The sequence below is a fragment of the uncultured Turicibacter sp. genome, from assembly GCF_938044715.1.
Taxonomy (GTDB): Bacteria; Bacillota_I; Bacilli_A; order MOL361; family Turicibacteraceae; genus Turicibacter; species Turicibacter sanguinis.
Window position 1 is genome coordinate 1 of record NZ_CALIOS010000028.1, and the last position, 19,434, is coordinate 19,434.

General features: G+C 33.2%; 17 protein-coding genes. 11 read left to right on the top strand and 6 right to left on the bottom strand.

The features are described from left to right. The first annotated feature begins 113 nt into the window (after window positions 1-113). Window positions 114-746, top strand: coding sequence for an HAD-IA family hydrolase (locus QWC74_RS02830; RefSeq protein WP_006783293.1), 633 nt, complete (start codon window positions 114-116; stop codon window positions 744-746). Between the two features lie 46 nt (window positions 747-792). Here the strand turns inward: QWC74_RS02830 and QWC74_RS02835 are convergent, their stop codons facing one another. From QWC74_RS02835 to QWC74_RS02850, 4 genes are all read right to left on the bottom strand, one after another. Beyond that, window positions 793-2,826, bottom strand: a complete 2,034-nt coding sequence (locus QWC74_RS02835) for a beta-galactosidase (protein ID WP_132942559.1) — start codon at window positions 2,824-2,826, stop codon at window positions 793-795. A gap of 224 nt (window positions 2,827-3,050) precedes the next feature. Then, window positions 3,051-3,857: a carbohydrate ABC transporter permease gene (locus tag QWC74_RS02840; RefSeq protein WP_006783290.1), complete on the bottom strand. Its 807-nt coding sequence runs from the start codon at window positions 3,855-3,857 to the stop codon at window positions 3,051-3,053. Then, entirely contained in the window at window positions 3,850-4,734 is an 885-nt protein-coding gene (locus QWC74_RS02845; protein ID WP_006783289.1) for a carbohydrate ABC transporter permease, read from the bottom strand. The genes QWC74_RS02840 and QWC74_RS02845 overlap by 8 nt, the downstream gene beginning before the upstream one ends. A gap of 93 nt (window positions 4,735-4,827) precedes the next feature. Then, window positions 4,828-6,132 carry an ABC transporter substrate-binding protein gene (locus QWC74_RS02850; protein ID WP_006783288.1) on the bottom strand — a complete coding sequence of 435 codons (1,305 nt, stop codon included), beginning with the start codon at window positions 6,130-6,132 and terminating at the stop codon, window positions 4,828-4,830. Window positions 6,133-6,333: 201 nt separating this feature from the next. Between QWC74_RS02850 and QWC74_RS02855 the strand changes: the two genes are divergently transcribed. Both QWC74_RS02855 and QWC74_RS02860 read left to right on the top strand, forming a co-directional pair. Continuing rightward, complete coding sequence (locus tag QWC74_RS02855; RefSeq protein WP_006783287.1) at window positions 6,334-7,887, top strand: response regulator transcription factor; 1,554 nt, start codon at window positions 6,334-6,336, stop codon at window positions 7,885-7,887. Beyond that, complete coding sequence (locus QWC74_RS02860) at window positions 7,884-9,650, top strand: sensor histidine kinase (RefSeq protein ID WP_155062200.1); 1,767 nt, start codon at window positions 7,884-7,886, stop codon at window positions 9,648-9,650. Before QWC74_RS02855 ends, QWC74_RS02860 begins: the two co-directional genes overlap by 4 nt. Window positions 9,651-9,683: 33 nt before the next feature. Here the strand turns inward: QWC74_RS02860 and QWC74_RS02865 are convergent, their stop codons facing one another. Further along, complete coding sequence (locus QWC74_RS02865) at window positions 9,684-11,651, bottom strand: glycosyl hydrolase 53 family protein (RefSeq protein ID WP_288993907.1); 1,968 nt, start codon at window positions 11,649-11,651, stop codon at window positions 9,684-9,686. Between the two features lie 217 nt (window positions 11,652-11,868). Here QWC74_RS02865 and QWC74_RS02870 point away from each other — a divergent pair, with 217 nt between their 5' ends. The 5 genes from QWC74_RS02870 to QWC74_RS02890 all read left to right on the top strand — a co-directional run bounded on the left by QWC74_RS02870 (window position 11,869) and on the right by QWC74_RS02890 (window position 16,804). Next, the gene (locus QWC74_RS02870; protein ID WP_009607640.1) at window positions 11,869-12,636 is read left to right on the top strand and encodes a DeoR/GlpR family DNA-binding transcription regulator; all 768 of its coding nucleotides are present in this window, start codon (window positions 11,869-11,871) and stop codon (window positions 12,634-12,636) included. 10 nt (window positions 12,637-12,646) lie between these two features. Further along, window positions 12,647-13,438 carry an HAD family hydrolase gene (locus QWC74_RS02875; RefSeq protein WP_006783283.1) on the top strand — a complete coding sequence of 264 codons (792 nt, stop codon included), beginning with the start codon at window positions 12,647-12,649 and terminating at the stop codon, window positions 13,436-13,438. 180 nt (window positions 13,439-13,618) lie between these two features. Then, complete coding sequence (locus QWC74_RS02880) at window positions 13,619-14,911, top strand: biotin/lipoyl-binding protein (RefSeq protein WP_155222829.1); 1,293 nt, start codon at window positions 13,619-13,621, stop codon at window positions 14,909-14,911. Then, window positions 14,904-15,590 (top strand): ABC transporter ATP-binding protein, encoded by a 687-nt coding sequence (locus QWC74_RS02885; protein ID WP_006783281.1) that lies wholly within the window; start codon window positions 14,904-14,906, stop codon window positions 15,588-15,590. Before QWC74_RS02880 ends, QWC74_RS02885 begins: the two co-directional genes overlap by 8 nt. Beyond that, window positions 15,587-16,804, top strand: a complete 1,218-nt coding sequence (locus tag QWC74_RS02890) for an ABC transporter permease (protein WP_006783280.1) — start codon at window positions 15,587-15,589, stop codon at window positions 16,802-16,804. Before QWC74_RS02885 ends, QWC74_RS02890 begins: the two co-directional genes overlap by 4 nt. Before the next feature lie 33 nt (window positions 16,805-16,837). On the opposite strand, the gene QWC74_RS02895 is transcribed toward QWC74_RS02890, so the two are convergent. After that, entirely contained in the window at window positions 16,838-17,338 is a 501-nt protein-coding gene (locus QWC74_RS02895) for a hypothetical protein (RefSeq protein WP_006783279.1), read from the bottom strand. Between the two features lie 291 nt (window positions 17,339-17,629). Between QWC74_RS02895 and QWC74_RS02900 the strand changes: the two genes are divergently transcribed. The 3 genes from QWC74_RS02900 (at window position 17,630) to QWC74_RS02910 (ending at window position 19,397) form a co-directional block, all read left to right on the top strand. Beyond that, window positions 17,630-17,851 carry a DUF2164 domain-containing protein gene (locus tag QWC74_RS02900; protein WP_006783278.1) on the top strand — a complete coding sequence of 74 codons (222 nt, stop codon included), beginning with the start codon at window positions 17,630-17,632 and terminating at the stop codon, window positions 17,849-17,851. A 272-nt stretch (window positions 17,852-18,123) separates the two neighbouring features. After that, a complete protein-coding gene (locus tag QWC74_RS02905; protein ID WP_055163793.1) occupies window positions 18,124-18,342 on the top strand; it encodes a DUF1653 domain-containing protein in 219 nt (72 codons plus the stop codon). 356 nt (window positions 18,343-18,698) lie between these two features. Further along, on the top strand, window positions 18,699-19,397 hold the full coding sequence (locus tag QWC74_RS02910; protein WP_006784162.1) for a YoaK family protein: 699 nt from the start codon (window positions 18,699-18,701) through the stop codon (window positions 19,395-19,397). The last annotated feature ends 37 nt before the right edge of the window (window positions 19,398-19,434 follow it).

Consider the following 19,434-nt stretch of genomic DNA (forward strand, 5'->3'; position numbering starts at 1 on the left):
AGATCCTGAATTAAAAGAAAAAATTAATGTGATTGTGGAGCGTAAGGATGTTAAATATAAATTAGATTTAGATCATATTGAATTAATTTAAGGATAAATGAGTAGGGACCGTGATGATGATTAAACATATTATTTGGGATTTTGACGGCACACTATTTGATTCCTATCCGGGAATGGTCAATGCCTTTTTAAGAGCATTAAAAAAGTATGAAGTTGAAGCTGAGTATGATGAGGTTTTAAAGCTATTTTTGAATTCTGAAAAAACAGCCGTTCAATATTATCAAAATCAGTTTTTATTAGGTGAAGAATTAACTGAGGTATATCAAGATGAAAAAAGTCACATTGATTTATCAAACATGTTACCATTTCCATATGCTAAAGAGGTTTGTCAAAGAATTAAAGAGGCGGGAAGATATAATTACATTTTGACGCATCGAGGGAGTACTACTTACGACATTTTAAGAAAGAATGGAATGGTCGAATTATTCACAGAGATCGTGACAAAAGATAATCAATTTGCGCGAAAACCAGATCCTGAGGCAATATATTACTTACTAGACAAGTATCAGATTCATCCAAAGGAAGCGATGATTGTTGGAGATAGAGAAATTGAAATTCTTCTAGGACAAAAGGCCAAGGTTAAAACGTGTTTTTATGAAAGTGGAAATAGAGAACCTGAATTGCAAGCAGATTATCGTGTGAAATCTCTTGAAGAGGTATTAACTATTTTAAATATTGAAAGTTAATCAAAAGGCTAGTTACCACAGGGATAGGTAACTAGCCTTTTGATATTTAGCCTTTTACAATTAAAACTTCAAATGGTTTTAAAATAAAGTTTTGGTGGATATCTTTATCAGTATCTACGACAGTGTAATGAGTTGGTAAAGCCTCCGCTTCTACTTCATGATTGTTAAAGTTTTGGATGAATCGATAGTTATCACGCGTTGAAACGATAACTCCTTTAGGAACATTGAAATCAGGGATCGTTGATAATTCAAGTTCCTGTACTAATTGAGAGTAGAAGTCATGGTAGAATGATTCTTCAAAACGAGTTGCGATATAGAACGCTTGTCCTTTACCGAAATGATTTAAGGTTAGGGCAGGCATTCCTTTGTAGAAGTCTTCATTGTATTTCATTAACGTTTGTGCGGTACTTGGGATGACTAAGTCACAAAGTTCTGATGAGGTGTAGCAGTCTTTTTCTGTTAACCAATGAGATGAGATAGAAGAAGCACTGTTGGTTTCTCCATCAAATAATCCATCAATTTCTTCACTGCGAAGACCCACAACCTCCATTAAACCGTGAGGGGTTCCTTCAAGGAAGCAAAGATCAGTTTCATTCACGATGCCACTCCAGTAAGTAGTCACGAGTGTTCCACCATTTGCAACGAATTCTTTAATTTTATTTTCAAATCCATATTTAAGCATGTACATCATCGGAGCGACAAATACTTTATATTTTGAGATATCACAGCTCATATCCACGAAATCAACTGGAATTCCCATTTCATAGAATGCCTTATAGTGTTCTTGAACCGTTTCTTTATAGTGCATTCCGATATTACGAGGTCCTTGCATATCATCGATTGCCCAGCGATTATCCCAATCGAATAAAATGGCAACCTCAGGATGAGTATTGGTTTTTAAAATATCTGATAATCCTTTTAGACGGGCCCCTAGCTCTTTGACGTCATTGAATACTCGTGTATCACTTTTTCCATAATGGTCGACTACCGCACCATGGAATTTTTCCGATGATCCACGGCTCTTACGCCACTGGAAGTATTGAACAGAGTTTGAACCGTGAGCAACAGCTTGCATAGAAGAAAGCATATGCATACCAGGTTTTTTTAGTTTCGCGACATTTTGCCAGTTTGTCATACTTGGCGTGCTTTCCATTAATAAGAAAGGTTCATTTTTAATTGAGCGCATAATATCATGCATCATGGCTGTATCGCAACTGATATTTAAATCACTTGATGTTGCTTTATGCCAAACCGGGTAGCTATCCCAAGAAACGATATCAATTTCATCTTTTAAATCGAAGTAATTAATTCCAAAGAAATAATACATCATGTTGATGGTTGTTGGTAATTTTGGATTAAATGGTTTAACACTATCACGCTCGTGACGAATAAAATCGATTGTTTGATCGCTAACGAAACGATTCCAATCTAAGTTTAAACCATGAACCATCATTTCACCATGTGGTGCGGGACTTTCGATTTGATCCCAAGATGTATAACGATGACTCCAGAATGTTGTCCACCAGGCATCATTAATAGCATCTAATGTTTTATATTTTTCTTTTAACCAATTTCTGAATGCTTCCTGGCAAAGTGGACAATGACATTCACCACCGTATTCATTTGATAAGTGCCATAAAATAACACCCGGATGATTGGCAAAACGTTTTGCTAACTCTCCATTAATTTGTGCCACTTTATCACGGTAAATAGGTGAAGTGTAACAGTGATTATGACGAAGTCCAAATAAGTTACGGACACGATTTTTTTCAACACGTAAAACTTCTGGATATTTTTGTGCTAACCAGTTAGGTCGTGCTCCACTTGGTGTAGATAAAATTGTATAAATTCCATTTTCATATAAACGATCAATGACATTAGCCATCCAATCGAAGTTATAAACACCTTCAACTGGCTCTAGCATTGCCCAAGAGAACATCCCGATACTAACGACATTACAGTTCGCTTCTTTCATTAATTCAATATCTTTAGCTAAGATATCAGGACGGTCTAGCCATTGTTCGGGATTATAATCTGCTCCGTGTAAGAAGCTAGCAACATTCATTTTATTTGATTCCATTTTTAAGTCTCCCCTTAAATGTTAACCTAACATCCTCATATTATCAGATGAAAGCGATTAAATAAAGTAAAATTGAGTAAAAAAATATTTTTTTTAGTAGATAAAAAAATAACGCTTGAAGATTTATTGACTACAGAAAATTGAATAATAAAAGATTAAAAATAATAAATATGAGATGAAAAAATTGCATGAAAGTAAGATGGAATTTTAACTTAAAGTGAATTTTACTTAACTGCTCCAACCATTCCTTCAACGAAATGTTTTTGCATTAAGAAGAAGATAAGTAGCGTTGGAATTGTTGTTATAACGATAGCGACCATAATCATTCCATAATCAGGACTGTAGGCAGATGCAAGAGAAGAGATAATTAGGGGCATTGTTTTATTGTCTTGAGTTTGTAATACAATTAAAGGCCATAAGTAACTATTCCAATAACTCATAAAGGTAATAATAGCTGCGGCTGCATAAGTTGATTTCATCGTTGGCATAAAGATGTAAAAGAATGCTTGAAACTCATTTAGGCCATCAACGCGTGCAGATTGTAATAAGTCAGTTGGAAATGATTTCGTGTTTTGTAAGAAGAAGAAAATCATAAAGACTGTTGCGACAGATGGTAAAACAACTGCAATTGCTGTATTCATTAAGTTTAGTCCGCTAAACATTTTAAAGAGTGGAACCATTAATGCTGCGAAAGGCATCATCATTGAAAGCATTAATAAAGCCATTAATCGAGATTTAAATTTTGACTTATAGATTTCAAATGCATATCCCGCCATTGAACAAAGTAAGAGTGTTGAAAATGTCCCACAAACGGAAATTTTAATAGAGGTCCATAAGACACTACCTAGATTTACTGAAGATAAAAAATTTGAAATATTAGTGATAAGTTCACTTCCGAATGTTAATTTACCTTTAACTATATCGGTTGAAGAGTTCGTCATTCCGACAATCATCCAAAAGAATGGGAAGATTGAAATAAAAGAAGCAATTGAAAGAAATACATGTGTGCAAACTGTTCTGATTTTATTCATTTTTACCACCCGCCAATTTAAATTGAATAATAGCTAATATCGCCACCATAAATACAATGGCGTAAGAGACTGTTGCAGCATAACCAAAGTTTGGTGTATAGACAAAGGATAAGTTATAAATATATTGAGAAATTGTCATGGTTGAATTACCTGGTCCACCATTGGTAATATTCATGGCTTCATCAAATAATTGAAGGGTCCCATTTGTCGACATAATCGTTGTTAGTAAAATAATTGGTTTCAATAAAGGAATTGTAATTTTGGTGAATTGTTGAAACTTTGATGCACCATCAATTTCAGCAGCTTCATAAACACTTGAATCAATATTTTGCATAGAAGCTAAATAAAAAATCATATTATACCCTGTCCATCGCCATGTGATGGCAATGATAATAACAACTTTTGCCCAAATAGGATCTAGAAGCCAAGCAATGGGTTCATCGATGACATGAATAAATAGTAAGAAGTTATTAATCACGCCATCTAATGCAAAGATACTTTTAAATAGGATAGAGTAGGCAACGAGTGATGTCACACATGGTAAGAAAATAGCTGTACGGTAAAAGCTACGACATTTTAATTTAGGAGAGTTTAATAGATTTGCAATCACTAATCCAAGAATTAGCATGATTGGAACTTGAATAATTAAGTATAGGAATGTATTTGATACGGCTTGTAAAAACATTGGATCTGAGAACAATCGAATGTAGTTATTAATTCCAACAAAACTTGTTACTAATCCCTTTCCCGAATAAAAAGATAAAATAAATGATTGAATCATTGGATAAAACGAAAAAATGAAAATCAATAGTGTTGGAATGATGATAAATAGCCATCCCGTTAAATTATTACTAAATTTAGAATTCTTTAATTTCATCATAATCACCTTAAGCTTTCTATTTAACTTAAAGAAAAACTGCTTTAAGCTGTCTTTGCGACTCACTCAAAGCAGTCTTTCTACAATGTAAAACTATTGAACTTGCTGTGTGAATAATTTTTGAGTATTTTCTAGAGAATCACTAATTGATGAACCATTAATAATGCTAGGTAATTCATTTTTTAGTGCATCTTTAGCTTCTTGTGTGTAAGTTCCAAAAGAAATACTAGGTACTTCAGTTAACCAATTAGAGAATAAGCTATAGATTTGTTGTCCACCAAAGAATTCTACTTGTTGAGCAAAAACATCGCTTTCAAATGCTGGCAAGTATGATGCCACACCACCACATTCTGTTAAAAATTGTTCGTAAAGTTCAGTATTGTTTCCAAAAGTTGAAGATAAGAAATCAATGGCAATTTCTTTATTTGCAGCATTATCTAAAACAAACCAACTTGATCCACCTTCATTTGAAGCATTTGTTGCCCCAGCGACATCGAGGCTTGGAATCGGTGCAACTCCCCATTTACCACTTTGATCTGTACCATCCATAATTGTTGCAATTTGCCATACTCCAGAAATAACCGTTGCTACATCTCCATTGTTGAAGCTATTTACAAATTCACTCCAACCTGTAACAGGTTTTACAATACCGGATGAAGCTAACTCATAATAAACTTGTAATGATTCATCCATAACAGGGTTGTCTGTGAAGTTTCCTTTATTTTCACCGGTAATAAACCAAGAACCTGCTGACTGAAGCATAATTGAAATTAATGTTTCATCATTAGGATTAATTGTACATAAGTATTTTCCTGTTTTTTCATAGACTACTTTTCCAATTTCAATAAAGCGATCCCATGTGATGTTTTGTAAGTCTTCAGCACTAAATCCTGCTTCTTCTAAATAATCTGTACGATAGAATAATCCAGCAACCCCAACATCAAATGGAACTCCGTATACTTTGTCTTCAACTGTTACACTTGCTACTTTATATGGAACGAAGTTAGAATAGTCAACAGCGTTTGTTAAGTCAGCAAATGTATTTGGATATGATTCAACATATTTTTGAGCATTTGTATCGTTAACAAGAATGATATCTGGTAATGAATTCGTTATACCTGAAGCTAGGTTAGTTGTTAATTTTTGTTCTAAGTCAGTTTTTGAAAGATCGATGATTTCTAATTCAAAATCTGGATGATCTTTTTGATAAATCTCCTCGGCAAATGATAAAGCTTTTCCGTTAAAAGATTGATCCCAACACCAAACCGTTACTTTATTTGAATTCAATGAGGTGGTTGTATCAGATGTATTATTTGAAGAACTACAACCCGCAGTGGTTGATAATAACACGACTGAAAATAAAGTAGTTAATGAAGTAAATAATTTCTTTCTATTCATTGATAAGTCCCCCTATATGATAATTAACTTATACTTGTATACTATCAGAATGAAGAAAGCGTTTATAGTAAAAAATTTACCAATAATAGGATTATATTTGGAAGCGATTTCTGATAGAATTAGAAATAGAGTAATAATTTTATAAAGTATAAAATATTAGTGATTAGATGCAATTTTAATAAATAGAGGTGGGGGATGACAATGAAAGATTTGTTCAAATTGCTTATTGTCGATGATGAATTGATTTTAAGAAATGGATTTAAATATTTATGTGATTGGAACAGCTATGGTTTTAATATAGTAGGGGAAGCAGCTAATGGGGAAGAAGCTTTGGTGCTAATTGAAGAATTAAATCCTCATATTGTGATTGTGGATATTGTGATGCCACTCATGAATGGAATAGATTTTACGAAAGTGGTACAGGAGCGATATCCGCACATTAAAGTCATTATTTTAAGTAGTTTCAGTGAATTTGATTACGTCAGAGAAGCTTTTAAATATGGTGCAGTAGACTATTTGTTAAAGCCTCAGTTAAAAAGTGAACAGTTGATTAATTTATTAACGAAAATTAGTACTGAATTAAGAGAACATGATCTTTCCCAACGACTTCCATTTAATCCATCACAATTGTTGAAATCTATTTTGATTGATAAAAACAACTCGCATGGGGATCTTGAAGAGTTATCAAGTTATATGGATCAATCTATCTTTATATTGATAAAGAGTTCACTACAAAATATCCCACAGCAAGAAAAAGAAAATGTTAAAGATAAGTTATCGAAGATAGTGGAGGCTCATTTAAATAGGTATCAGTATATTGAGGTTTGTAGTGATCGTGAATACTATCTATTAGTTAATATCTCACCCACTGTAGAAGATGATCTTTATGCTTCACTTAGCATATTAAATGATGCCCTTAACAAGGAGTTAAATTCAATTAAATTTATTGTGAGTTCAACGTTTAAAACAGTTCAGGAATTAGAAAAAATAAATGAACAACTGACTAGTAAAATAGGACGATTATTTTATTTTTGGAATGAATCTGTTGTTTTTGAAAAAACGGTTAAAATTAACGATGGTATTCAGGGAGAATTTGAATTTGATATGTCACAACTCATCAAATTAATTAAAGGAGTTCATATGGATGAGGCGAAGAAATATATTGAATATTATTTTGAGAATATTAAATTTAGAAGATTATACGATGAATATGATTTTAAACGATTAGTTCAAAATATTATTTATAATATTATCAACACAAGCAGTACATTAGGGTTTGATGTTAGTCACATTAATAGGGGAAAAATTAAATTATTTAAAGAAATTGATCAATGTCACGATGTTAATAACATCCTAAATAAAATTAATGTTTTATTAAATGAAATATCAGACCTGATGAATCAGCAAATTGAAAGAAAAAATTCTATTATTTTAGAAAAAGTTATCCAGTATGTCGAAGAACATTACAACGAGGATATTACCTTATCTGATATTGCAGATAAATTACATATCAATTATTATTATTTATCCACCTATTTTAAAAATCAAACAAGTGAAAATCTAACGACTTATATTAACCGAATTAAAATTGAGAAAGCTCAGAAACTTTTAAGAGATAGCCAAGATACGATTGCAGAAATTAGTAAAATTGTTGGATTTTCAGATCATAATTACTTTTCAAAGGTATTTAAAAAGCATGTCGGCATGACCCCATCGATGTATCGTAGAAAAGAATTAGGTTTGTTTAAAAAATGAAAAAGCATAACACGATTTTTTTAAGAATTCTATGTATTATGCTACCTGCTATTTTTGTATCTCTAATTACAATTGGGTTTAGTTGTTTATTTATTTCAAAACATGTCTTGTTAGATGAAGTCATTAGTATCGCTAAGCGGAATTTTACACAAGCTCAAAAAGGTTTATTAGATTATAACTCAAAGATTGCGATAGCAATTAGTAAAATTTCAAGTAGTAATGAATTTAAAAATTATATCTTAGCATCCGAACCATCTACGTTAGAGTCATTTAATTTAGTGACGGATATAGGACATTTTAGAGATGATTACGAGGAGTATATAACACCAGAATCATCTTATTATATTGTGTCGAGTGCATTGGGTAACGAGGGGCGTTATTATACGAGCAATCCATCAAAATGGGATACGATTCCTAATCATTTTTTTGAAAAATATCTAATGAAAGACGGAAAAGTTATTAATCAGATAGTTTATCATTCGCAAAAGGGGTTATTTGAAGAGTCATCCCCATATTTGAATAATATAATGGTTACCAAACCATTGTATAATCCAAAAGATCAGTTGATAGGTTATATAGTTGTTATTGTTGATGAAGCATATGTGGCATCAACCTATGAAGATTATGTAACAGATGGAATGACAATTTCTTTAATTACACAAGGTGGAGTTGTTCTCTCGAGCAGTGATAAGTCGCAATTATATTTGAATAAATTAGAGCTATTTGAAACCATAGATGAGATCGATGAAACTGAAACAAGTCCTATTAAGGTATTGAAAACCGTAGATAAGACAATCATTGGTTTGTATCTTCCATTTTATGATGCTTATTTAATTGGAGAAATATATCCTGAAATTGTATTTTCATCATTAGAATATTTGAGAGATTATATTATTTTAATTATTTTTATAACATTAATTTTGACTGGAATTTTTGTTTTTATTTTTTCTAGATATATTACGAATCCGTTGCGACATTTAGCTAAACACATGACTTTTACTGAAACACATGATTTTAAGAGCTATATTTTAGATAATAAAGGAAGTGAGGAAATTCAGCTCATTACAGAAGCATATAATACGATGTTAGATAATATTAATAAACATGTAACGAATCTCATCTCAGAGCAAGAACAGCGTCGTAAAGCTGAATTAACCGCATTGCAAATGCAAATTAATCCTCATTTTTTATATAATACATTGAGTTCAATTAAATATTTAGCGAAGCAGCAACGAATCGACGAGGTTGATGAAACCATTCATTCACTCATTTCTATCTTACAAAATGTGATTGGAACAGCTGATGAGATGACAACGGTTCGCGATGAAATCAAAAATTTAGGGTATTTTGTTTATATTAATCAAGTTCGATATGGGGATGGCATTAAGGTTAATTACCAAATTTCAGAGGACTGTAAAGAATTTATGATTCCTAAATTAATTATTCAGCCGTTTATTGAAAATTCCTTTTTCCATGGCTTTGCTGGTTTAGACAGTGGGACAATAACGGTATATATTAATCAGTATAATGGAGTATTGAATATTGAAATTATTGATAATGGAATTGGGATGGAATGCTCAGATACAGTGATGGGACGAAAAAAATATCATTTTACTGGTATTGGAATCAATAATGTCGATGAAAGAATTAAATTGTTATATGGGGATGACTTTGGAATTAAAATTCAAAGCGAAGTTGGAATAGGGACAAGCATTTTGATAAATCTTCCGTCAATTCAAAAAAATGAAACCCACCAAACTTAAAATTTGGTGGGTTTCATTTTTTTGAAGAATTAGTTATTTTTTCTTTTTTAATTGAACGAAAATCGTCCCTAAAATAGCAAGAACTAAAACGATACCGCCAATCACAATTGGAATAATTCCTGACGATGCTTCAAGCGATAACTCAATCGTTGTTGTTTCACTTGGGAGGACATCAACTGCTGTAATGACGGACTTGAATCCAGATTTACTTACTTTTACTTCTGAAGTTTTTGAAGATTCTACATTTGTTAAGAAGAAGCGTCCATACTTGTCAGTTGAGCGAGTGACTTTCTCTTTTCCAACGGTTAGGATAACGGTCGCATCCGTTAAAATATTACCTTCTTCATCATAGACAATACCTGAAATCATCCCTTCTGTACTTCCTTCAGATGTATCCTTAAATGATTTTAGAGCAGGCAGTGCTTTTCCTTCAAAATCAAATAAAGTCGTGTTTGAAACAACGTTGTTTAAAGCCATGTCCTGGCTTCCATCTTCTGCGGCACCGCGAATCATTGCCCAGCCAACACCCTCATGATTAATCATCACTGGGTCCCAGTATAAATCTCCAATCACCCAGTTATTTTCAATGTTTCGAATTCCATTAAATAATTCATCTAAAAATTCTTTTTGTCCTTGTGGTGAGGCATCATGACTTTCAGGTCCATTTGTAATTAATTGTCCTGGTTTTTTATCGGCCGTAACAGGGTACCATTTATATCCTGTCTCCATAATCACAATTTTCTTTTGATACTTTTCACCGAGCATCTCAAACCAAGGCATCACATCTTCAACCGTTACCTCTGACCAAAATGGGTAGTATGATGAACCAATAATATCATAGTTCACCCCATATTTTTCACACTCATCAAAGAAATAAAAATAGCGATCGTCATCTCCTGCCTCGTCTAAGTGGAGAATGACTTGTGTATTTGTCGAGACTTCTTTAACAGCTTTATAGCCGGCATTTAGAAAGCGCGCTAGATTTTGAAAATTCACAACATTCCCATACGGATATAAAATTCCATATTGCATCTCATTTCCAAGTGAAATATATTCAGGCGTCGTCCCTTGATCCGCTAACGCTTGCATCACTTCTTTTGTATAGTCATAAACTAACGTCTCTAATTTATCAACCGCTTCTTTATCTGACATTCCTTCAATCGCTTCACGCCAATCGGCAGGAATTTCTTGATTTGCAGCATTTGGCCACCAGTCACTGTAATTTAATGTCACTTCAATTGCCATACCAACGTCTTTTGCACGCTTTGCACTTTTTAATAAATCTTCAGTATTTTGATACCCATCTGGTAGATAGTATCTAGGACTTGATTGTGATAAAAAATCACGTCCGACATTATTATGAGTACGGAGCCTGGCGAAGTTAAATCCATTCTCAGCTAAAATATGAAAAACATCCCGTGCATTTCCATCTTCATCAAAGTATTCTCCTCCGAGATCTTCAATAAAGTTAACCATTGTCAGGTCTCCGCCTTTTAACATGCGATACTCAGTATCCTTTTTCTGTAGGGATACCTCATCATAGTTTGACCAAGTGCCTGGTAGACCATTTGAGTAAATTCCAATGGTTGCTTCATTATTTAAAACTTCAAAATCTAATATAACTTTAATAAAGTCATCAGAGACAGGAATGCTTGTTCGTGCACCATTATTGGCGTAAACATAGTGTTCTTCTTGACCACCACTACTTGAAGAATAAAGTTCTAAACGATAAAATCCATTTTCAAGTCCAGTGATTGTTTGTTCGGTGCGAACTTCATAATCCTGATTTGAGAAATAATTTAGACTTGATGAGTCGTTGTATCCCCATGCGTTGCTAATACTAGCAGCCGTAGAATCCCCCTCGATTTGCCAGTTGTTCAAAGCATCATTGAAGCTTGAATTGCTAACTAAATCATTTTCTGCTAAGGCTGTTATACCAAAAATAGATGTACTACAGATTGCAGCTAGCATTACTTTTTTACTCTTATTTAGTAAGTACACTTGATTTCCCCCTCTTACATTTTAAAAACGCTATCATCTTTAATTTACCATATATAGCTAAGTTTATCTACTAAAATAAATTCGTAATATTACTAAATAAATAGGTTGATATTATTAAATTTATTTTCAATATTAGGACTTGTATCAACAGATAAGATATTTTATAATAATAATCGATAATAAATGATATGAAATGGGAATGAAAGCGGGTGAGATAGTGTTTTTACAAGAGCGATTAGATAAAATTGAGGAACTATTATTGATTGAGGGAAAAGTTTTAGTTCGAGATTTAAGTGAACAATTTAAGGTTTCAGAAAGCATGATTCGAAAAGATTTGCAAATGCTTGAAAAACAGGGGCGTTTAAAGCGAACATACGGAGGTGCTATTAGCATCCGTCCACTCGTTCACGATCAGGGAGTTAATACTCGAATGCATCATGATTTAGATAAAAAAGAGCTAATTGCTAAACGTGCGATTCCATTTATTAATGAAGGAGAAGTTATTTTTTTAGATATTTCAAGTACAAACTTTGCTCTCGCTAAACAATTATCTAAATTAAATAAACGTTTAACGATTGTGACAAATATGATTGAAATCCCCCCTTTATTTTCAGCTAACATATTTGTTGAAGTTATTATGGTTGGTGGTCAATATAATGCGACACTTGGTGGGATGATTGGGGCTCTTGCCAATGAGCAAATTGCGATGTGTAAATTCGATAAAAGCTTTATCGGTGTTGGTGGAATTAATGTGGATGAGAACTTTATTAGCAATTTTAATGCGGAAGAATCGATAACGAAGAAAACCATTATTAAATCATCTAAGGAAGTTTTCGTCCTAATAGAAAATGAAAAGTTTAACCGTGATGGATCTTATCAATTTGCCACGTTACAAGATATTACGCATCTCATGACGGATGCTAAGTTAGAAGGGCGTATTAAAGAAAAGTTAGAACAAACAGGTCTTAACATTAGCTGTGAATAGGAGAGGGATTATGATTAAATTTATTGCGACTGATATGGATGGGACTTTATTAAATAGTCAAAATGAAATTCACCCATCATTTTATGAAACATTTAAAAAGTTAAAGGAAAAAGATATTATTTTTGCGATTGCAAGTGGACGCCAATACTATAACCTAGCCAAACGTTTTGAAGAATTAAAGGATGATTTAATGTTTATCGCAGAGAATGGAACGTTTGTGATGTATAAAGGTGAAGAGGTATTAATTAACGCTTTAGACAAACAAGTCGCCAAAGAATTAATTGAAGTGGGACGTCAAATTGATAATGCTTATATTATTGTCTGCGGAAAAAAGGCAGCCTATATTGAGAATACAGATGAAAGATTTGTGGAACAAGTTCAAAAATATTATGAAAGTCGTCAAGTCGTGAAGAGTTTTGATGAAGTGGACGATGATATTTTAAAAGTAACGATTTGCGACTTCTCAGGCTCAGAAAAAAATGCGTATCCATATTATAAAGATTATTATGAAACCCAACAGGTGTCGGTATCGGGCGAAATCTGGTTAGATATTACTGCTAAAGGTGCTAATAAAGGATATGCGATTGAACACGTTAAAAAATTATTTAAGTTAGAGCATGAACAAACGGCCGCCTTTGGGGATTACTTGAATGATTTAGAGATGATGCAAAGTGTTTACCATAGTTTTGCGATGGCAAATGCTCACGAACAGTTAAAACAAGTTTCAAGATTCATGGCGAAAAGTAATGATGAGAATGGTGTTGTCGAAAAGATTGAAGAATTACTTTCAATGATGGAATAAGTTAAAATCCTCTAGTTAAGCAATGATAGGTGGCATTGCGACTAGAGGATTTTTTTGTAGAAAATACAATAATCTTAAGAACTTCTTAGGTAATATCTTAAGATTATTTTGTTAAGATAAAGGTACAAAAAAAGTAAGAATTACTTTCGAAGTTAATTAGAGAATAAAGTGGAGGTTATGATGTTGAAGAAGAAAAAAATCGTTATTGGGGTGGGAGCTAGTCTTCTTACACTCATGCTAATAGTAGGCGTTATGAAATTTAATTCACAACCAGAAGTGGAACCGCAAATGCAATTTCAAAATACATATGTTGTTCCAAATCAAAAGAAAGTTATTTTATCAGGAAGTGTGATTCCATCACAATATACGACGTTCACAAAGGATGTGACGAAAGGTGAAGAAATGACGATTAATGTGAGTCATGGAGATTCAGTTCAAGTTGGTGATGTGTTAATCACTTATCATAATGCTGAAATCACGAGTCAAATTAATGATTTAAATGAACAGATTGCGACATTGAATGCTAAGAAAGCAAAATTATCGAGTGAAGGGACACCTGCAGCAAAGTCGGTGAATAAACAAATTAAATCGATTGAGGACCAAAAGTCAAAATTACAACAAGAAACTAAATCTCAAGTGAATCAGATTTTAAAGAAACTTGATGAATTAGTAAAACAAAAAAATGAGTTAAACCCAGATGATGAGAATGATGCCGCATTAGTGGCAGACCTTGACGCTCAAATTGAAAGCTGCTATGTTCAAAAGAATGAATTAGAATATAATTTACCCGGACAGGTAGCAGAATTTGATACACAGATTAGTGATTTAAGAAGTCAGCTAAGTGATGAAGATCAAGAAACATTTAATAGTTTAGAGGAGCAAATTAACACGCTAGTTAAAGAAAAAACAAAACTTGAAGAAAAAGAATATATCAAAGAAGTTGCTCCATTTAGTGGTGTTATTTCACTTGTTGAAGATTCAAGTTCAGAAAATCCAGTTATTTTAAAGTTAAAGAGCCCTGATTTTTATGTCACAGCATCAGTTGGAGAAAAGGATTATGCGAAGATCAGTGTTGGAATGGAAGCTGAGACCTTATTAATTGCGACGAATAAAACGGTGAGTGGCAAAATTACCTTTATTGATGAAGATCCACTTCAAGCGACAAATACTTCAGGTACTTCAACATCATCGACGTATCTTGTAAAAGTTAGTTTAGATGATCAATCTGAACTCGTGAATGGGTATCAAGCTCAAGTTTCTATCAAATTAGCCGATCAATTAATTAGTATTCCAACCGAGGCGATTGTAGTTGAGGGTGATAGTCATTATGTTTATGTAGAAAATGGGGGAGAGTTTGCCAAACAAAAGATTGAGGTTGCAGGAGAAGAACAAGGTTATACAAAAGTTAAATCTGGATTAAAAGAGAAGGATGAGATTTTAATCAACCCAAGTGAAGGTGAAACTAGTGAGTAATTTAATTGAATTAAGAAATATTCAAAAGTATTATGATGTGGGAAAAGATAAGCTACATGTTTTAAAGTCAGTGAATTTGAACATTGAAACAGGTGATTTTGTTGTCATTATGGGGAAATCAGGAGGTGGGAAATCGACGTTATTAAATGTCCTTGGTCTTTTAGATCGATTTGAGGAAGGTGAGTATATCTTTGATGGTAAAGATGTCACGCATTTAACTGAAGTTGAACGATCTCATTTTAGAAATCGAAATATTGGATTTATCTTTCAACAGTTTCATTTAATTGGAACGTTAACAATTGGACAAAATATCGAATTACCGCTTCAGTATGACAACAGACTTGGAAAAAAAGAGCGACTTGAAAGAGTAAAACATCAACTTCAAATGGTTGGTCTTTTAGAAAAAATAAATCAGTATCCACATGAATTATCGGGGGGACAGCAACAACGTATTTCGATTGCTCGTGCCCTAATTAATGAACCACAACTAATTTTTGCAGATGAACCAACAGGGGCTTTAGATACAAATACAAGTAATGAAATTATGAACATTTTATATAATTTAAATCAAGCAGGAAAAACAATCGTCATGGTGACACATGACCCTGATTTAGTGAAGTATGCCTCTAAAGTCATTTACCTGCGTGATGGGGTATTCAATGAAGAGGTGATGTCATGAATTTAATTAATATTATTCAAGGAGCTTTGATTAATATTAAGGCGAATAAAGTCCGCGTATTCTTGACGATGATTGGAATTATTATTGGGATTAGTTCTGTTGTTGTTATTTTAGCAATTGGTGATGGGGTAAAGGCCTACTTTGCTGAGACGACATCTGAACTTGGGGGAAATAAAATTGAAGTCAGTTTTTATCCGAATAATTATGACGATTTGGCAACGATAAAGCCAATCACAGATGATGATATCCTTATGATTGAAGAAATTAAAGGTGTTAGCAAAGCTGAAATTAATAAAGATTTTTATGGAGAATCTTCTTCAGATAGTTCTCCTACTTACCTATCAGGATCGGCTAGTATCTTTGGACAAAGTACATCGATTTTTGCCGAAGCATATGAAAATTATCCAGAGCCAGAACTTGCGGCAGGAAGATATTTTGAGAGTAGTGATGTTTTAAATGATGTTATCGTCATTACTTATCAAAATGCATTAAGTTTATTTAGCAGTCCAGAAGAGGCTATTGGAGTCGCTATCGATATAAATTCAACTATGTATGAGATTATCGGGGTACAAGCTAAACCAGCTAGTATCTTTGATTGGAGTTATGATTTAGTTCAACAGGCTTCACTTGATCGAACCCCTGTTACTTTAGTGGATGAGACAGAGTTTGCGCCTAGAAGTGCCTATATCTATATCGAAAATGGTTTTGACTACGATGCCGTAATCAGTGAGGTTATTAAGTCACTTGAAGAAGCGCATGAAGGAATTAATGGAAGCTATGAATCTTGGAATCCAGGTGATATGGTTAAAGAAATGAATGAGATGATTTCAGCGATTACCCTGTTTATTGCTTTTATTTCGGCGATTTCATTACTTGTAGGTGGAATTGGTGTCATGAATATCATGTACGTTTCGGTAACAGAACGTAGACGAGAAATTGGAATTCGTCGTGCCATTGGAGCAACTCCAAATTCTATTCTGTTACAATTTCTATTTGAAGCAATGTTTGTGACATTAATCGGTGGGATTATCGGGATTTTAACTGGTTTTGTATTATCTCAGATCGTTGGATTATTCTTACCATTTACTCCAATTTTATCACTATCTGCCTTTGTTGGGGCTTCTTCAACTTCGATTATTATCGGAATTATATTTGGAATTGTTCCAGCCCGTAAAGCTGCAAATTTAGAACCAATTAAAGCAATTTATAACTAGATATAAAAAATCAACCAGTTACTGGTTGATTTTTTATTTGATGTGTGTTCGGAAATATTGAAAGACATAACAGAGAAAACAAAATTCAATGACTTGTAATCCCATGAGTAAGGCAAAAAATCCTGAGAAGAAACAAGTGAGAATATATAAGATAAGCCCAACGATTGCTATGATTAAGTAAACTTGTTGGTATGTTTGAATATCGAGCGATTCAGTTTCATCAGCTGCTGCTTTTATAATCAGGTAGAAGATAAAAAATTGAATGAGTAGTAGAGCGATAATCAGTATATAAGCGTATGTAGAGTTGTTTCCAATTAAATTATAAAATCCTTGTTGTAACAGTTCAAAGCAGGCTAGTCCGATACAGAGATATTTAGACAGTTCAAGACCTTTATTTTGTTTATGTTGAGTCAAGAGATGGGTTCCAGTCACGATTAATAAGTAACCTGCTATGTTAACAAGCCATCCAACCAATGGTAGATTAAGATAAATGAAGACCATTCCAATTAAAATAAAAGTATAGGCTTTTTTCATTGTACTGACCCTCCTTTGTTAATGATAGTGTATTCTTATGCTAATTGATAGTTGTCAGTTATCGTGACTTTTATACCGATTATCGGCGAATTCTTTATGATTTTTACCTTCTTTATAAACTTGAGCTTTAGAGGGGAGCAAAGGCCCTGTCAAAAGTAGAACTGGTAATTGATGAATACTTTATGATATAAATAGAATAAGAAAGTTGAAGATTTAAGATGAAATGATTTAAAAGGATAAGGTTGATTGGGTATATACTATTGGTTAGAGTGTGATAAGGGAGGTTTTTTTATGAAGGACTGTATAAGTAAGAAACAAAAAGAGGAAATGATTTCAAAGCTTCAAACCTATTTTTTAAAAGAACGTGATGAGGAGTTAGGACACTTATCGGCAGAATTAATGCTCGATTTTTTGATTGATACAATGGGGCCACATTTTTATAATAAAGGGTTAGAAGATGCGCAGCGATATATGATCGAACGCGTAGATGAATTACTAGATTTACAAAAGTGAATCCCCTAGACTAAGAAGCGTTAGCTCTTAGCAATCTCAATAGCTAGGGCTTCATAGCCCCATCCTAGAGAAGCTATGTATCCACAATAGAGGGGCAATAAAAAATGAAGGCCTGAAATGATATTAAAGAAAAATGAATGTAGTTTTTAAAAATTCTTTACGACTAGGGGAGTTTCTCGTTTATAAGTAGTTGTAGGGTCAGGTATTCGATGGTTTATGAATAAGTTTGCTGAAAAATTATTAGAAATATAAATGTATTAGGAGGCATAGAGATGTCACAGACAATTCAATTAGGAAAGTATAGACATTTTAAAGGGCAGGAGTATGAAGTATTAGCTATTGCTAAACATTCAGAAACTCTTGAAGAAATGGTTGTGTATAAAGCCTTATATGGTGAATTTGGTACTTGGGTACGTCCGGCTAGTATGTGGACTGAGACTATTACAAGGGATGGTCAAACGTTTAAACGATTTGAAAAGATAGAAGAATAACCCCAGTAATTGAGGATACCTTTGCTATTCGCAAAGGCAGGGGGCCCCATGTGGACTGAGACTGTTACAAAGGATGGCCAAAGGTTTAAACGATTTGAAAAGATAGAAGAATAAGAATAAAAAGAGGAGACTTTGTTAAAAGTCATCCTCTTTTTTGTTATTGAAAACGTGTTCTGAGAAAATTGATGTATATTGTCTCATAACTTATATATATAAGTCCAGTTAAAAGTTTTTCACACTTGAAAAACTTTTAACTGGACTATAGTGACGCCTAAGGATCAAAAAGACTTCAATATTGAGACTCATTTATAATAGTGAAATACATTTCTGTTTGTATATAGGTAGGAGGGGGATTTATGAATCAGGAAGTAAAAATGCATGAAACAATGCGAGTTGGAATTTTATTAGCTTTTGTTGGAGGTTTTTTGGATGTGTATACTTATTTATTAAGAGGGGGCGTTTTTGCTAATGCTCAGACAGGGAACATGGTTTTATTGACCTTACAAATTTCTCAGGGACATTTTGTTCAAGCTCTTTATTATCTTGTCCCAATTATTGCTTTTTTTATGGGAGCAGTTGTAACAGAAATTGTAAAGAAGCATGATTATTGGCATGAATATGTTTTAGTGATTGAGATTATTCTGTTATTTGGCGTTGGCTTATATCCGTTAAGTTATCCTCCAATCATTGTTAATTCAATGGTATCTTTTATTTGTGCGATGCAAATTAGTAGTTTTAAGAAACTTCATGGTTTTGCTTATGCGACAACGGTTTGTACGGGGAATCTTCGTTCGGCAGCGGAAAATTTGACAGCTTACTGTTTGCACCATCATCAAGAATCTAAAATAAAATGTTTGAGTTATATCATTATTATTGGTTCTTTTTGTTTTGGTGCTATTATGGGTTCAACTTTGATTAGTTATTTAAGTATTTATGCAGTCTGGATTTGTAGTGGTGTTTTAAGTCTTGTGTTAGTAATCTTAATCAAAGACAATTTGGCTGATTTTTTGATGATTAATAATTTTTTTAAAAGTGAGAAGATAGAGTCTAAATGACTGTGATAAGGTTGACCAGTCTATTTAAGGAGGATAT

Bases quoted from the DNA above. Each gene is read 5' to 3' on its own strand.
- QWC74_RS02830 (WP_006783293.1), top strand. From the start codon at position 114: ATGATGATTAAACATATTATTTGGGATTTTGACGGCACACTATTTGAT.
- QWC74_RS02835 (WP_132942559.1), bottom strand. From the start codon at position 2,826: ATGGAATCAAATAAAATGAATGTTGCTAGCTTCTTACACGGAGCAGAT.
- QWC74_RS02840 (WP_006783290.1), bottom strand. From the start codon at position 3,857: ATGAATAAAATCAGAACAGTTTGCACACATGTATTTCTTTCAATTGCT.
- QWC74_RS02845 (WP_006783289.1), bottom strand. From the start codon at position 4,734: ATGAAATTAAAGAATTCTAAATTTAGTAATAATTTAACGGGATGGCTA.
- QWC74_RS02850 (WP_006783288.1), bottom strand. From the start codon at position 6,132: ATGAATAGAAAGAAATTATTTACTTCATTAACTACTTTATTTTCAGTC.
- QWC74_RS02855 (WP_006783287.1), top strand. From the start codon at position 6,334: ATGAAAGATTTGTTCAAATTGCTTATTGTCGATGATGAATTGATTTTA.
- QWC74_RS02860 (WP_155062200.1), top strand. From the start codon at position 7,884: ATGAAAAAGCATAACACGATTTTTTTAAGAATTCTATGTATTATGCTA.
- QWC74_RS02875 (WP_006783283.1), top strand. From the start codon at position 12,647: ATGATTAAATTTATTGCGACTGATATGGATGGGACTTTATTAAATAGT.
- QWC74_RS02880 (WP_155222829.1), top strand. From the start codon at position 13,619: ATGTTGAAGAAGAAAAAAATCGTTATTGGGGTGGGAGCTAGTCTTCTT.
- QWC74_RS02890 (WP_006783280.1), top strand. From the start codon at position 15,587: ATGAATTTAATTAATATTATTCAAGGAGCTTTGATTAATATTAAGGCG.
- QWC74_RS02895 (WP_006783279.1), bottom strand. From the start codon at position 17,338: ATGAAAAAAGCCTATACTTTTATTTTAATTGGAATGGTCTTCATTTAT.
- QWC74_RS02900 (WP_006783278.1), top strand. From the start codon at position 17,630: ATGAAGGACTGTATAAGTAAGAAACAAAAAGAGGAAATGATTTCAAAG.
- QWC74_RS02905 (WP_055163793.1), top strand. From the start codon at position 18,124: ATGTCACAGACAATTCAATTAGGAAAGTATAGACATTTTAAAGGGCAG.
- QWC74_RS02910 (WP_006784162.1), top strand. From the start codon at position 18,699: ATGAATCAGGAAGTAAAAATGCATGAAACAATGCGAGTTGGAATTTTA.